A 14904-nucleotide genomic window follows, 5' to 3' on the forward strand; every position below is an offset into this window, starting at 1 on the left:
TTACAGCTTCGGCAGCGCGACGCCGCGCTGGTGCATGTACTTGCCGGCGCGGTCGGCATAGCTGACATCGGGCGGCGCCGAGCCCTGCAGGAAGAGGAACTGGCAGATGCCCTCGTTCGCGTAGATGCGGGCGGGCAGCGGCGTGGTGTTGCTGATCTCGATCGTCACCTGGCCTTCCCATTCGGGCTCCAGCGGGGTGACGTTCACGATCAGCCCGCAGCGGGCATAGGTGGACTTGCCGAGGCAGATCACCAGCACGTCGCGCGGGATGCGGAAATATTCGACCGTGTGGGCAAGGACGAAGGAATTGGGCGGGACGATGCAGGTCTCCCCACGGCGGGTGACGAAGCTGTCCTCGGCGAAGTCCTTCGGGTCGACCAGGGCGTTGTCGACATTGGTGAAGACCTTGAATTCGTCGGCCACGCGGGCGTCGTAGCCGTAGGAGGACAGGCCGAAGGAGATCATGCCCTCGCGCCGCTGCGCCTCGACGAAGGGCTCGATCATGCCGTGCTCGGCCGCCATGCGGCGGATCCAGTGGTCGGGCATGATGGACATGGCAACGGGCCTTCGGGGTGGGGGGACTGCACGGCCCCGAACTGGCCCGGGCACCCCGGAATGGGCCGCCCCCTTAGCCCAGCCACCCGGCAGCGGCAATCGGAACCACGCTCAACCCTGGCCGTCCGGCTTGTCGGGCGGGGACTCCCGCGCCCGGGCCTGGGCCTTCCGCTTCCGCAGGTTCGCCCGCAGCGCCGCGGCCAGCCGCGCCTCGCGTTCGGCCTTGGGGTCCGGGGTGGGCTTCGGCGGTGGGTCGGGCGGCTGCGCCATAGCCCAGGGATCGCCGCCCGGGGCGCCTTCGTCAACGCCTTGCCCGTTGCGGTCGCGTCGTATCCAGGACCCGGCGGCGCTGCCGCTGACCAGGGACGCGGCGCATCCGCCAGGCCAGGACCGCGCCGCCGGAGGGGGGCGCGAACGGCGCCGGATGCTGCGCATCGCCCCACGCCCCTGGCCGCCGCGACGGGTTGGCGACCACGCAAAAGGGGCCGGTGCTGGCCGAAATCGCCTGCCCTGGCCGCACGCGCCGTGGCCTGATCCACGCGGCTTTTCCAGGCCTGTCCGCGATGCCACATGCGGTGCGGATGGCCGTGGTTGCGGGTCGCGCTTGCTTGACAGGTAGCGGGGTGTGCCGTAGCAGCCACGTGCCTTCCGACGGGGAGCCGGAGGAGGAGCGCGGTGAGCGATAAAGGCGGGTTCGAGGACCGGTTGCGCGAGGCCAGATCCCGTCAGGGAATGGACAAGCCGCAGACCACCCAAGGCTCGTCTTCCGCAGGACCATGGGGCGTCGGTTTCCGCGCCGGTGTCGAGGTGGTGTCGGCCCTTGGGGTTGGCGTGTTCCTCGGGATCGTGCTGGACCGCTGGCTCGGGACCTGGCCGTGGCTCTTTCTGCTGTTCTTCGTCCTGGGCAGTGCCGCCGGGATACTGAACGTCTTTCGCTTGTTCAGGCCGGGCCGCGGTGCTGGTGGATGACGGGCCGTGCCTGACCGCGCGGCACAAACGGGTGCTGGGAGCCGATAGTGGCAGCCGAAGGCAAATCGATCGACGCGCTGAGCCAGTTCGAGCTGACGCCCGTATTCGGGTTCGTCGGCGACTCGGTGGGTTTCACGCAATCGACCGCGCACATGCTCCTGGCCGTCGGCCTGGTGACTGCCCTGATGCTGTGGGGCGTCTCCCGCCGCGCCATCGTGCCGGGCCGCCTGCAGGCCCTCGCCGAGAGCAGCTACGAGTTCGTGCATGAGATCGTCGTCGGCCAGGTCGGCGACCAGGGCAAGAAGTACTTCCCCTTCGTCTTCTCGCTTTTCATGTTCGTGCTGTTCGGCAACCTGCTGGGTATGCTGCCCTACGGCTTCACCTTCACCAGTCACATCGCGGTCACCTTCGGGCTCGCGGCGATGGTCTTCGTCGTGGTGACGGTCATCGCGCTGTCGATCCACGGCACGCATTTCTTCGGCTACTTCTTTCCCGAGGGCGCGCCGAAGGCATTGGCGCCGCTGATCATCCCGATCGAGATCATCTCCTATCTCTCGCGGCCGCTCAGCCTCGCGGTCCGGCTTTTCGCCAACATGGTCGCCGGCCACGTCATGCTGAAGGTGTTCGCCACCTTCGTCGTGATGCTCGGTGGCCTGGGCATCGCCGGGGTTCTTGGCGCCGGGTTCGCGCTCTCGGTCAATGTCGTCCTTGTCGGGTTCGAGATCCTCGTAGCCTTCCTGCAGGCCTACGTGTTTGCGATCCTGACCAGCATCTACCTGCACGACGCAGTGCACCTGCACTGAGCCCGTCGGGCTGTTCCATCACCCTTCAGGACATCAAGGAAGGATATCTCCATGGAAGTCGCCGCCGCGAAGGCCCTTGGGGCCGGCATCGCCGTCATCGCGCTGTTCGGCGTTGGTCTCGGCATCGGGAACATCTTCTCGTCGCTGATCTCCAGCGTGGCCCGCAACCCGGGCGCCCGCGACGTCGTGTTTCCGATCGGCATCCTGGGCTTCGCGCTGACGGAAGCCGTCGCGCTCTTCGCCCTGCTCATCGCCTTCCTCATCCTGTTCACCTGAGACGGCCGGATGGCGCGCCCGCCGCACCCGGCGGGCGCGTTCCCGTGTCCACTCAGGCGAGGAGATATGCCGTGAGCCCTCGGGCCTTGAAGCCTTGGGTCCTGACCGCGTCGGTGGCGTTGCTGGCGCTGGCACCCCGCCTGGCCGCCGCGGCCGACCCGCATGCCGGCGAGCCGGTGGTGGGCATGCCGCAGCTGGCCTTCGGGCACCCCGAGCAGGGGCGCTACCTGGTCGCCAATGTCGTCTGGCTCTTCATCCTCTTCGGCGTGCTCTACTACGTCATGGCGCATTACGCGCTGCCGGCGGTGGGCAGCGTGCTGGAGGCGCGGCGTGCCCGTATCGAGGGCGACCTCGAACAGGCGCAGGCCGCGAAGCTGCAGGCCGATGCTGCCATGGCCGACCATCAGGCCGGCACCGCGAAGGCACGGGCCGAGGCCCAGGCCTCCGTCGCCAATGCCACGCAGCAGGCGCAGTCCGAAGCCGCGGCCAAGGCCGAGGCGCTGAACGCCCGACTCAATGCGCAGATCGCCGCCGCCGAGGAACGCATCACCGCGTCCCGCGACAGCGCGATGGGCGCGCTGCGCAGCGTTGCCGCCGATACCGCGGAAGCGCTGGTGACCCGGCTGACCGGCCTTGCCGATCGCGCCGCGGTCGAACGGGCGGTCGGCGCCGAATTGGCAGCGCGGGGGCGGGCCTGATGCATCACTACGAACATTTCTGGCTCGACCCCAAATTCTGGGTCGGCATCAGCTTCATCGTCTTCGTGTTGCTGGTGGGTCGCAAGGCCTGGTCGCAGGCGACCAGCATGCTCGACGCCCGCGCCGAGCGGGTGCGGGCAGAGCTCGCGGAAGCCGCGCGCCTGCGCGAGGAAGCCGAGGCCATGCTGAAGCAGGCCGAGGCCGATCGGACCGCGGCGGCCGAGGAAGCCAGGGAGATGCTGCGCCGGGCACATGCCGAGGCAATCCGGGTCGCCGAGGCCGCTGCCGCCGAGGCCGAGGCTTCGGCCACGCGGCGCGAGCGGATGGCGATGGACCGCATCGCTGCCGCTGAGGCCGGGGCGGTTGCCGAAGTGCGCCAGGCGGCAGCGGAGATCGCCACCGCGGCAGCGCGCAACGTCATTGCCCAGGGCATGACGGCGGAGGCGGATGCGAAGCTGATCGACTCCGCCGTCGCTGATCTGCCGCGCGCCCTGCGCGCCTGACATCAGACCATCTGCGACCTGGCTTCGGCCGGGGACTGAACGGGGGCCTCGCGGCCCCCGTTCTGCGTTTCGGCGGCTGACGGACTTTGTGAATTGCGCCGGTCGCGATACCCTCCGGTGCCCTTCGGTGCTGGGAGATCTATCCAAAATGCGACGCCTTGCCCTTGCCGCCGCGCTGCTCTGCGGCACGTCCCTCGCCATCCCCGCGCCCGCTGGCGCCCAGGTCTTCCGCTGGGCCAACGACGGCGACGTCAATTCGATGGATCCCTACGGCCGGAACGAGACCTTCCTGCTGTCCTTCAACGCCAACATCTACGAGCCGCTGGTGCGGCGGAACAAGGAGATGGTGGTCGAGCCGGCCCTGGCCGCGCGCTGGGAGCAGCCGTCCCCGACCGTCTGGCGGTTCCATCTCCGCCAGGGCGTGAAGTTCACCGACGGTACGCCCTTCACCGCCGAGGACGTGGTCTTCAGCGCCCAGCGTGTGCGCGCCCAGGGGTCCAACCTGCAGGCGGTGCTCGCCTCGGTGAAGGAGGTCCGCAAGGTCGACGACGCCACCGTCGAGATCGAGACCAATGCCCCCAACCCGATCCTGCTGCAGGAATTGACCACCTGGGGCATCATGTCCAAGGCCTGGGCGGAGAAGAACAACGCCACCAAGCCGGCCGACCTGACCTCCAAGGAGGAAAGCTTCGCCACCCGCAACGCCATGGGCACCGGGCCCTTCCGCCTGGTCAGCCGCGAGCCCGACCGCAAGACGGTGCTCGAGCGCAACCCCGACTGGTGGGACAAGCCGACCCACAACATCGAGCGCGCCGAGCTGAACATCGTCGCCAACGACGCCACGCGTGTCGCAGCCCTGCTCTCGGGTGAGGTCGACTTCGTCTATACCGTGCCGCCGCAGGACGTGACGCGCATCGGCAACACCGCCGGCGTGCGGATCATCCAGGGGCCGGAGCTGCGGACCATCTATCTCGGCATGGACCAGCTGCGGCCGGAGCTGCTGAAGTCGGACGTGAAGGGCAAGAACCCCTTCCAGGACGTCCGCGTCCGCCGCGCGGTCTACCAGGCAATCGACGTCGCCGCGATCCAGCGCACCGTCATGCGCGGCCAGTCCAAGCCGACCGGGCTGATGTGGGGCCCGGGCGTCAACGGCTACGTGGCGGCCGAGGACACCCGCCTGCCGGTCGACATCGAGGGCGCCAAGAAGCTGCTGGCCGAGGCCGGCTACCCGAACGGCTTCGGCGTGACGCTGGATTGCCCGAACGACCGCTACGTGAACGACGAGGCGATCTGCACCGCGGCGGTGTCCATGCTGGCGCGCATCGGCGTGCGGGTCACGCTGAACGCCCAGACCCGCGCCCGCTTCTTCGCCGAGGTGAACGGCCCGCGCTACAACACCAGCTTCTACATGCTGGGCTGGACCCCGGCGACCGGCGACGCGCACAACGCCATCTACAACCTGATCGCGTCCCGCGACGGCAAGTCGCGCGGCGTGTTCAACAACGGCGGTGCGACCAATGCCAGGATCGACGAGTTGACCGGCCTCATCGCCGTCGAGACCGATGCGGCGAAGCGCCAGGCGATGATCACCGAGGTCGGCCGCGTGGTGCGCGACGAGGCGCTGTACATCCCGCTGCACCAGCAGCAGATCGTCTGGGCGGCGCGCACCGGCACCGAGGTGGTGCAGACCGCCGACAACTACTTCCAGCTGCGGCATGTCCGGGTGAACCCGCGCTGACGCAGGCGACGTGGCTGTCCGTCACGGCCGGGCCAAGCGGCCCGGCCGTGCCGTCGTCGCGGGCGGTCGGGGAGGGTCAGCCGCGCTCGATCAGCGCCAGGAAGTTGGCCTGGCTGTCCTCCGCCACCCGGAACCAGCCCTGGGTGTCGCGGCGGAAGCGGTCCCACTGCGTGTGCACTTTCCTGAAGCGCGGGTTGCGCTCGCCCAGCTCCCCGTAGGTGTCCTGGGCCGCCTTGTAGCAGGCCTGCAGGACCTCCCGCGGGTAGGCGCGGAGCTGCGTCCCGGCCCCCACCAGCCGCCGCAGCGCCTGCATGTTCAGCATGTCGTAGCGGGAGGTGCTCCAGACCTGCATCTCGCCGGTCACCACCTCGACCACCTGCTGGTACTGCTTCGGCAGCGCGTCCCAGGCCTTGATGTTCACCTGGATCTCGGCCTGCGAGCAGGCCTCCCACCAGCCGGGGTAGTAGTAGTAGGGCGCGACGCGGTGGAAGCCGAGCTTCTCGTCGTCATGCGGCCCGACCCATTCGGCGCCGTCCACCACCCCACGCTCCAGCGCCGGGTAGATGTCGGCGGCGCCGAGCTGCTGCGCCACCACGCCGAGCCTGGTCAGCACCGTCCCGGCGATGCCGGCGATACGGAATTTCAGCCCCTTCAGGTCGTCGACCGACTTGATCTCCTTGCGCAGCCAGCCGCCCATCTGCGCACCGGTGTTCGAGCAGGGAAGGGCGACGACGCCCTGGTCGCGATAGACCTCCTCCATGATCTCCCGGCCGCCGCCCTGGTGCAGCCAGGCGAGCTGCTGCCGGGCATTCATGCCGAAGGGCATGACCGTGCCGAAGCCGAGCGTCGGGTCCTTGCCGATGTAGTAGTAGGCGGCGGTATAGCCGCACTCGACCGTGCCGGCGCCGACCGCATCCAGCACCTGCAGCGCGGGGACGATCTCGCCCGGGGCGAAATTGCGGATCTGGAAGGCGCCGCCGGTCAGTTCCCCGACGCGCCGGGCAAAGAGCTCCTGCACGCCCCAGAGCACGTCGGTGGATTTGGGGAAGCTGCCGGTGCAGCGCCACAGCACCTGCGGCTGGGCATTGGCCAGCATGGGCGTGGCCAGCGCAGGTGCGGCCGCCCCGGCGGCCAGCAGGCCGCGGCGTTTCATGGACATCGTTCGCTCCCATCGGTCACGCGGGCCGCACCGGTCGGCGACCCCGCATAGTCTGCCGCAGCTTGCGTCCGGAAGCGAACGCGGCACCGCTGCAGACCGTTGTTCTGGCAGCCGATTCACAATGCCGGGCGTGTGTGCCCTGCGGCGGGCGGCTTCGGTCGGGCATCCACCGGCTGCGGAACGTCCGCAGCCGGCGAAGTCTGCAGCCGCAGTCCGTCGTCAGCGCTGCGCGGTCTGCACCGCCAGGAAATTGCCCAAGGAGTCCTCCGCCACCCGCAGCCATTGGGTCTGCTCGATCCGGAAGGCATCCCACTTGTCATGGATGCGCTTGAAGCGGGCGTTGCCGGCGCCGACCTCGGCGTAGAATTCCTGGCTGGCGCGGTAGCAGGCGGCCATGACCTCGCGCGGGAAGGCGCGAAGCTGGGTGCCGGAGGCGATCAGCCGGCGCAGCGCCTGCGGGTTCAGCACGTCGTAGCGCGCAGCCATCCAGTGCCAGGCTTCGGTGCAGGCGGCCTGCAGCACCGCCTTGTACTGCGCCGGCAGTTCCTCGTACGCCTTCATGTTGATCATGAAGTCGATGGAGGGCGAATACTCCCACCAGCCCGGGTAGTAGTAGTACTGGGCGACGCGGTTGAAGCCGAGCTTCTCGTCGTCGTAGGGCCCGACCCACTCGGCGCCGTCGATCACGCCGCGCTCCAGCGCCGGATAGATGTCGGTGCCGCCGATCTGCTGCGGCACGACGCCGAGCTTGGTCAGCACGTTGCCGCCATAGCCGGCGATGCGGAACTTCAGCCCCTTCAGGTCGTCGACGGTCTTGATCTCCTTTCGGAACCAGCCGCCCATCTGCGCCGCGGTGTTGCCGGCGGGAATCGCGACGACGCCCTGGTCGGCATAGACCTCCTTGTACAGGTCACGCCCGCCGCCGTGGGTCAGCCAGGCCCAGTGCTGGCGGGACGACAGGCCGAAGGGCAGGCAGGTGGCGATCGCCAGCGACGGGTCCTTGCCAAGGTAGTAGTAGGCGGAAGTATAGCCGCATTCGACGTTGCCGGCGCCGACCGCGTCCATCACCTGCAAGGCGGGGACCAGTTCGCCCGGGCCGAAGATCTGGATCTGGAAGGCGCCGTCGGTCATCTCGGACACCCGCTTGGCGATGTATTCCTGGGTGCCGAACAGGGTGTCGAGCGACTTGGGGAAGCTGCCCGGGCAGCGCCAGCGGACCCGCGGCTGGGCCGAGGCCAGGTTCGGCGAGACGAGCGTCGCGGCGCCGGCGGCGCCCGCGGCACCACTGGCGATGAGGCGTCGGCGATTCATTCTGGAAATTTCTCCCTGGGGTTGGGGCGGCGGCACATTGCGCGGAAGTGCCTTGCCGCGCAACGGATCCGCGCCCATTCCCGGCATCAGACAGCGGCGAAGGCGCCGCTCTGCTGTCGCCAGAGCCGGGCATAGACGCCGTCCTGCCGCAGCAGCCCGGCATGGGTCCCTTGCTCCGCGATCCGGCCATGTTCCATCACCACCAGCCGGTCCATGCGCGACAGCGTGGACAGCCGGTGGGCGATGGCGATCACCGTCTTGCCGGCCATCAGCGTCTCCAGCTGTTCCTGGATCGCCGCCTCCACCTCCGAATCCAGCGCGCTTGTGGCCTCGTCCAGCACCAGGATCGGCGCGTCCTTCAGCAGCACCCGGGCGATGGCGACGCGCTGCCGCTGGCCGCCGGACAGCTTCACCCCGCGTTCGCCGACATGCGCGTCGTAGCCGGTGCGACCGCGCCAGTCGGCCAGGGCACGGATGAAGGTATCGGCATGGGCGCGGCCAGCCGCCGCCTCGATCTCGGCGGTCGTCGCCTCCGGCCGGCCGTAGCGGATGTTGTCGCGGATCGAGCGGTGCAGCAGCGCGGTGTCCTGCGTCACCACGCCGATCGCGGCGCGCAGGCTTTCCAGCGTCACGCCGGTGATGTCCTGGCCGTCGATGCTGATCCGTCCTTCCTCCGGCCGGAAGAAGCCGAGCAGCAGGTTCACCAGCGTGGATTTGCCGGCGCCCGAATGGCCGACCAGCCCGACCCGTTCGCCGGGCGCCACGCGCAACTCCAGCCCCTGGATGACGCCGGTATCCCGGCCATAGGCGAAGCGCACCCGGTCGAAGCGGATCTCCCCGCGCGGCACCACCAGCGCGACGGCGCCGGGCGGGTCGGGCGCGGTCGGCGGCACCGCGATGGAGTTCATGCTCTCCTGCACCACGCCCAGGTTCTCGAAGATCGAGGTGACGTTGAAGGCGACCCAGCCGGAGATGTTGGCGATCTGCCAGGCCATGGGCAGCGCCGTCGCCACCGCCGCCACCTCGATCCGCCCCTGGGTCCAGAGCCAGACGGCGACCGCGGCCATGGCGGTGATCATCGCCGCATTCAGCGTGGCGAGCGCGAAGCCGTTGAAGGTGACGAGGCGCATCTGCCGCTGGAAGGCCGCCGTCAGGCCGAGCAGCCCGTCGCGGATGAAGGCGTCCTCCTCCCGCGCCCGGGCGAACAGCTTGACCGTCTGGATATTGGTGTAGCTGTCGACGATCCGCCCGGTCAGCAGGCTGCGCTGGGCCGAGGCCTCGCGCGAGCGGTCGCGCATCCGCGGCACCAGGAAGCGCAGCAGCAGGGCGTAGAGCGGGAACCAGGCGAGGATCGGCAGGGCCAGCCGCCAGTCGGTCTGCGCCAGCAGCAGCACCGCCGCGGTGCCATAGACCAGGATGTACCAGACCGCGTTGATGACCTGCACCACGCTTTCCCGCAAAGCGGGGCCGGCCTGCATCACCCGGTTGGCGATGCGGCCGGCGAAGTCCTCCTGGAAGAAGGGCAGGCCCTGGCGAACCACCTGCCAATGGCTCTGCCAGCGGATCATCGAGGTGACGTTGCCGTTGATGCCCTGCTGGGTGATCAGGTTCTGCAGCAGCAGGGCAGAGGGACGGCCGATCAGCACCAGCGCGCCCATGCCGACCAGCATCGGCCAGGCCTCCGCCCACAACCGGTCCGGTGCGTGGGTGGTCAGCAGCCCGATCAGCTTGCCGATGATCGTCGGGATGGCGGCATCCATCAGCGCCACAAGCAGGCCGGCGACGAACAGGGCAAGGAACAGCGCCCGGGTCTGCCGCAGGAAATGCCAGTAGAAGCCGGGCAGGGTGTGCGGCGGCGCCGTCTCCGGCACCGGGCTGCCGAGCAGGCGGCCGGCGGCTTCGCCGGGCGGCGCGACGGGGTCGATCAGGCGTTCGAAGAATCGGAAGGGGCGGGGGAGCATGCAGCAGCAACCTCCCTGCGCCGCCGGGGATCAAGCGAAATCCCGTGACGAAGCGGCGATCCGGCCGGGAACTCGCCAGGCCAACCCTGAATTCAGGATTTGCCCGTACCACGCCGAGTGCAACGCTCAGGAATCCCCAGCATGCGCGAACCGTCCGATCCCGCGAACCGCACCGCCGCCCTGTTCGCCGCCTGCTTGATGGAGGCGGCCCGCGGCCGGGCAAGGACCGCGGCGCATCTGCGGGTCAGCGGCCCGGGGGCCCTGCCGATGATGCTGGCGCAGGGCCTGTTCACCGCGGTGGCGGCGCTCGCCGTGCTGCGGCTTTTCCACCGCTTCTAGCCGGCGTCACTCGGCCGCCGCGGGGCCCTCGACCAGCTCCACCGCCCGGCCGAGGTCGACGCTGAGCAGCCGGCTCACCCCGCGTTCCTGCATCGTCACGCCGTACAGCCGGTGCATCCGCGCCATGGTCAGCGGGTGGTGCGTCACCACCAGGAACCGGGTGCCGCTCTCGGCCGCCATGCCGTCCAGCAGGTCGCACAGCCGCTCGACATTGGCGTCGTCCAGCGGCGCATCCACCTCGTCCAGCACGCAGACCGGCGCCGGGTGGCAGCGGAACACCGCGAAGATCAAGGAAAGCGCGGTCAACGCCTGCTCGCCGCCCGACAGCAGGCTCAGCGCCGCGAGCTTCTTCCCCGGCGGCTCGGCATAGATCTCGAGCCCGGCCTCCAGCGCGTCGTCGCTGCCGACCAGCGCCAGGTGCGCCCGGCCGCCGCCGAACAGCCGGCCGAACAGGGCACGGAATTCGGTGTCCACCCGGTCGAAGACCGCACGCAGCCGCTCGCGGCCCTCCCGGTTCAGATGACCGATCGAGCCGCGCAGCTTGGCGATGGCGGCGCCGATCTCCTCGCGCTCGCGGGTGATGTCGGCGATGCGGGCCTCGATCTCCGCCATCTCGACATCGGCGCGGAGATTGACCGGGCCCATCTCCTCCCGCTCCTTCGCCAGGCGTTCCAGCTTGCGCCTGGCCTTGTCCTCGGCGGCGTCGGTCAGTTCCTCGGGCGGCGGCAGCTCGGCATCCTCGCCCAGCCGTTCCACCACGCGGTCCCGCACCGCCTCGGCCGCCGTGGTCGCCTGCTCGGCGGCGCCCTCGGCGCGGAGCTGCGCCTCGCGCGCCGCGGCAAAGCCGGCATCGGCCGCGCGGCGCGCCTCGCCGGCGGCCTGGCGCTCGGCCTCGGCGGCGGCAAGCGCCCGGGCGGCGGCGGCATGCGCCGCCTCGACCTCGGCCAGCGCCGCGCCGGCCTGGCGGCCCCGGGCGGCGGCGGCATCGGGCAGTTCCGCCAGCGCGTCGCGCTCCGCCCGCGCCTCGGCCGCACGGGCGGCCAGGCCCTCGCGCCTGGCGGCGGCATCGGCGCGGCGGGCGGTCCAGTCGGCCTGCTCGGCCAGGGCGGCCTCGCGGCGGGCGGTGATGCGGTCGCGCTCGGCCCGCAGCCCGGCCATGGCCTCCAGCGCTGCCACCTCGCCGACCCGCGCGGCCGAGAGCGCGGCGCGGGCCTGCTCCACCCCGGCACGGATCGCCGCCAGGTCCGGCAGTTCCGCCTGGGCGGCACGGGCCTGGGAGAGCGCCGCCTCGGCCTCCGCCGCCTCCGTCTCCAACCGGGCGAGCTGCGGCGCCAGCGCGGCGATGCGGTTCTCCGCCTGGGCCGCGGCGGTGGCGAGCCGGGCGGCCTCGGCGCGCGCGGCGTCCTGCGCCGCCTCGGCTGCGGCCCGGGCGGTGCGGGCGGCGGCCTCGGCAGCCAGGGCGGCCGTCTCGCGTACCGCCGCATCGCGCGCCGTAGCCTTCAGCGCCTCCAGGTCGGGCAGTGCGGCCATGGCTGCCCGGGCGGCCTCCAGCCGGGCTTCCGCCTCGCTTTGTTCGGCGCGCAGCCGTTCGAGCTGCGGCGCCAGGGCGCCCAGCCGGCTTTCGGCCTGGGCCGCGGCGGCGGCCTGGCTGGCGGCGGTGCCGCGGCTCCGCTGCAGCCCCATCTCGGCCTCGGCGCGGGCGTCGCGCGCCTCCGCCTCGGCCGCGGCGGCGGCGGTTTCGGCCAGGGCGGCGGCGTCGTACTCGGCGATCGCCGCCTCCGGGCCGGGCAGGGCGGCAAGCGCCTCGGCCGCGCTGGCGGCGGCGGCATCGGCTTCGGCGCATTCGGCGTCGAGCCCGCGCAACTGCGGCTCCAACGCGCCGAGCCGGCTTTCCGCCTCGGCGGCGGCGGCGGCAAGGCGGCTGGCCTCGGCCCGCGCGGCGGTGAGCCTGGCTTCGGCGATGCGGCGGGTGTCGCGCGCGGCGGCCTCGGTGGCGGTCGCCGCGGCCTCGGCGGAGTCCGCCGCGGCGCGGTCGGCCTGGGCGGCCTCGGTCGCAATGCGGGCGGCCGCCAGCCGCGCCTCGGCGGCGCGCAGCCGGTTGCGCTGCTGCAGCCGGACCGCGCCGGGATTCGGCGCATCGGCCCGGGCGGTATGGCCGTCCCAGCGCCAGACCGCGCCGTCGCGCGTCACCACCGCCTGGCCGGCGGCCAGCGCGGCTTGCAGGGCAGCGCCGTCGCCGCCCTCGGGCAGCAGGCCGACCTGGGCCAGGGCGCGGGCCAGCGCCAGCGGCGCCTCGACCAGGCTGGCCAGCGGCGTCAGGCCGGCGGGCAGGGCGGGTGGCGCGGCGAAGGGTGGCAGCAGCCGCCAATGGCGGGCGGCGGCGGGGTCGGCCGGGCTGTCGAGCGCCTCGCCCAGCGCGGCGCCGAGCGCGGCTTCCAGTCCGGCGGGGACCGAGACCGCATCCAGCACCGGCGGCGCGGTGCCGCCGGCCTGCTCGCCGGCGGCGAGCGTCTCGCCCAGCGCCTGCACCTCGGCGGCGGCGCGGGCGGCGGCGCCCTCGGCCTCGGCGGCGACGGTGCGGGCGGTGCCGTGCCCGGCGGCGGCGGCGGCGCGGGCGGCCTCGGCCGCGGTCACCTGCGCCAGCGCGGCGGCCAGCGCCGCCTCGGCGGCGGCGGCCTCCGTTTGGGCGGCGGCGACGGATTCGGTGGGCAGCAGGGCGGCGCGGGCCGCCTCGAGCTGCGCCGCCAGCCGGCCATGCTGGGCGCGCGCCTGCTCGGCGCGCTGCGCCGAGGCGGTCGCTTCGGCGGCGGCGCGCTGGCGCGCCGCCTCGGCCTCGGCGATCCGGCGGCGGGCGGCGGCATGCGCCTCGCGCGCCGTGGCACGGGCCGCCTCAGCCGCCTCCAGGGCGGCGCGGCGGGTGGCGAGTTCGGCTTCCGCGGCAGCGGCGGTGGCCTGCGCGGCGTCCAGCTGGTCCGCCGGCACCTGCGCCGCCAGCGCCGCGGCATGATCGCGGGCGATCGCGGCATGCTGGGCGGCGATGCGGGCGGCGCGCTGCCCGGCCTCGGCCAGGGCGGCGCCGACGCGGCCGGCCTCGGCCTCGGCGCCGCTGGCCTCGCGCCGGGCGGCGGCCTGGGTTTCCTGGGCGGCGGCGCGGGCCGCCTCCGCCTCGGCCAGCGCCGCGCGGGCGGCCGTGGATTCCTGCTCCGCCACGGCGACCGCGGCCTTTGCCGCGTCCAGCCGGTCCGCGGTCACCCGGGTGGCGAGCGCCGCGGCGTGCTCGGCGGCCAGTGCGGTCCGTTGCGCGCCGAGCCGGCGGGCGCGCTGCCCGGCTGCCTCCAATTCCTGTCCGGCCGCATTCACCCGGGCGGCCAGCGAGGCGGCCTCCTCGGTCGCCAGGTTGGCGGCGCGCTCGGCGCTGCGCGCGCTCTCGGTCGCCTCCTGCAGGGCGGCCTCGGCGGCTTGCAGCCGCCCGGGCAGGCTGGCCGTGGCCGTCGCCAGCCCGGCCTGCTCGGCGGCCAGCCGGCGCTCGGCGGCGGCGGCATCGGCCTCGACCCCCTCGGCATGCGCCAGGTCGCGTTCGATCTCGGCCAGCCGCGCCGCGGCGGCTTCCAGCGCCTCGCGGGCGCGGCGCTCCTCGGCCTCCAGCCCCTCCGACTCGACGCGGCGGCGTTCCAGGGCGGTGCGGGTCCGCGCCTCCGTCTCGCGCAGCCCCATGGGGCCGGTGGCCAGGGCCTTCTCGGCCTCGAAGCTGCGGATGGCGGCGGCCTCGGCCTCCGCCTCGGCCCGCCGCGTGGCGGCGGCGGCGGCATCGAAGGCGGCGCGGGCGATGGCCAGCGCCGTCTCGGCCCGGGCGCGCAGCAGCGACAGCCACTCGGCCTCGGCGGCGCGGACCAGGCCGGAGAGGTTGCGGTAGCGGTTGGCCTGCCGCGCCTGGCGCTGCAGCGAGCCGCGCTGGACGTCGAGCTGGCCGAGCAGGTCCTCGGCCCGGGTCAGGTTGGCCTCGGCCTGGCGCAGCTTGAGTTCGGCCTCGTGCCGGCGGGCGCGCAGGCCGCTGATGCCGGCCGCCTCCTCCAGCACCTGCCGGCGTTCCTCCGGCTTGGCGCCGATCATGGCGGCGACCTTGCCCTGGCTGACCATGGCCGAGGCCCGGGCGCCGGAGCCGATATCGGCGAACATGGTCTGGACGTCGCGCGCCCGGACCTCCCGCCCGTTCACCCGGAAGGACGAACCCTCGCCGCGGGCGATCTTGCGGGAGACCTCGAGGTCCTCGGCCTCGGCATGCGGCGGCGGCGCCAGGCCGGCGGCTTCCTCCAGGTACAGCGTGACCTCGGCCAGGTTGCGGCCCGGGCGGGTCGCGGTGCCGGCGAAGATCACGTCCTCCATCTCGCCGCCGCGCATCGAGCGGGCCGAGGTCTCGCCCATCGCCCAGCGCAGGGCTTCCACGACGTTCGACTTGCCGCAGCCGTTCGGGCCGACGATGCCGGTCAGGCCGGGCAGGACCTCGACCACCGTCGATTCGGCGAAGCTCTTGAAGCCGGCGATCCGCAGCCGGGCGAGCGTCGCGCGCAGGCTGGCGCGTGCCTCCTGCGCCG

At 72.5% G+C, this 14904-nt stretch carries 13 protein-coding genes; 7 read left to right on the plus strand and 6 right to left on the minus strand.

Annotated features, from left to right (window positions below; genetic code table 11):
• A complete protein-coding gene (dcd, locus tag ACFQS7_RS01005; protein WP_380065153.1) occupies positions 1 to 555 on the minus strand; it encodes a dCTP deaminase in 555 nt (184 codons plus the stop codon).
• 111 nt (positions 556 to 666) lie between these two features.
• Positions 667 to 825: a hypothetical protein gene (locus ACFQS7_RS01010; protein ID WP_380065154.1), complete on the minus strand. Its 159-nt coding sequence runs from the start codon at positions 823 to 825 to the stop codon at positions 667 to 669.
• Between the two features lie 405 nt (positions 826 to 1230).
• Between ACFQS7_RS01010 and ACFQS7_RS01015 the strand changes: the two genes are divergently transcribed.
• The 6 genes from ACFQS7_RS01015 to ACFQS7_RS01040 all read left to right on the plus strand — a co-directional run bounded on the left by ACFQS7_RS01015 (position 1231) and on the right by ACFQS7_RS01040 (position 5542).
• Positions 1231 to 1524 (plus strand): AtpZ/AtpI family protein, encoded by a 294-nt coding sequence (locus ACFQS7_RS01015; RefSeq protein WP_380065155.1) that lies wholly within the window; start codon positions 1231 to 1233, stop codon positions 1522 to 1524.
• A 47-nt stretch (positions 1525 to 1571) separates the two neighbouring features.
• A complete protein-coding gene (locus tag ACFQS7_RS01020) occupies positions 1572 to 2327 on the plus strand; it encodes a F0F1 ATP synthase subunit A (protein ID WP_380065156.1) in 756 nt (251 codons plus the stop codon).
• A 51-nt stretch (positions 2328 to 2378) separates the two neighbouring features.
• On the plus strand, positions 2379 to 2603 hold the full coding sequence (locus ACFQS7_RS01025) for an ATP synthase subunit C family protein (protein WP_290315176.1): 225 nt from the start codon (positions 2379 to 2381) through the stop codon (positions 2601 to 2603).
• A 71-nt stretch (positions 2604 to 2674) separates the two neighbouring features.
• Entirely contained in the window at positions 2675 to 3301 is a 627-nt protein-coding gene (locus tag ACFQS7_RS01030; RefSeq protein ID WP_380065157.1) for a F0F1 ATP synthase subunit B', read from the plus strand.
• Complete coding sequence (locus tag ACFQS7_RS01035) at positions 3301 to 3804, plus strand: F0F1 ATP synthase subunit B (protein WP_380065158.1); 504 nt, start codon at positions 3301 to 3303, stop codon at positions 3802 to 3804. The genes ACFQS7_RS01030 and ACFQS7_RS01035 overlap by 1 nt, the downstream gene beginning before the upstream one ends.
• Before the next feature lie 148 nt (positions 3805 to 3952).
• Positions 3953 to 5542 (plus strand): ABC transporter substrate-binding protein, encoded by a 1590-nt coding sequence (locus ACFQS7_RS01040; RefSeq protein ID WP_380065159.1) that lies wholly within the window; start codon positions 3953 to 3955, stop codon positions 5540 to 5542.
• Between the two features lie 76 nt (positions 5543 to 5618).
• Here the strand turns inward: ACFQS7_RS01040 and ACFQS7_RS01045 are convergent, their stop codons facing one another.
• From ACFQS7_RS01045 to ACFQS7_RS01055, 3 genes are all read right to left on the minus strand, one after another.
• Positions 5619 to 6701 carry a TRAP transporter substrate-binding protein gene (locus ACFQS7_RS01045; protein ID WP_380065160.1) on the minus strand — a complete coding sequence of 361 codons (1083 nt, stop codon included), beginning with the start codon at positions 6699 to 6701 and terminating at the stop codon, positions 5619 to 5621.
• A gap of 219 nt (positions 6702 to 6920) precedes the next feature.
• Positions 6921 to 8012: a TRAP transporter substrate-binding protein gene (locus ACFQS7_RS01050; protein WP_380065161.1), complete on the minus strand. Its 1092-nt coding sequence runs from the start codon at positions 8010 to 8012 to the stop codon at positions 6921 to 6923.
• Between the two features lie 86 nt (positions 8013 to 8098).
• Positions 8099 to 9973: an ABC transporter ATP-binding protein gene (locus ACFQS7_RS01055; protein ID WP_380065162.1), complete on the minus strand. Its 1875-nt coding sequence runs from the start codon at positions 9971 to 9973 to the stop codon at positions 8099 to 8101.
• Between the two features lie 141 nt (positions 9974 to 10114).
• On the opposite strand from ACFQS7_RS01055, the gene ACFQS7_RS01060 reads away from it, so the two are divergent.
• Positions 10115 to 10312, plus strand: coding sequence for a hypothetical protein (locus tag ACFQS7_RS01060; RefSeq protein WP_380065163.1), 198 nt, complete (start codon positions 10115 to 10117; stop codon positions 10310 to 10312).
• A gap of 6 nt (positions 10313 to 10318) precedes the next feature.
• On the opposite strand, the gene ACFQS7_RS01065 is transcribed toward ACFQS7_RS01060, so the two are convergent.
• Positions 10319 to 14881: an AAA family ATPase gene (locus tag ACFQS7_RS01065; RefSeq protein ID WP_408880102.1), complete on the minus strand. Its 4563-nt coding sequence runs from the start codon at positions 14879 to 14881 to the stop codon at positions 10319 to 10321.
• Positions 14882 to 14904: the final 23 nt, after the last annotated feature.

Origin of the sequence: Dankookia sp. GCM10030260, assembly GCF_042666655.1 — a bacterium.
Classification (GTDB): Bacteria; Pseudomonadota; Alphaproteobacteria; order Acetobacterales; family Acetobacteraceae; genus Paracraurococcus.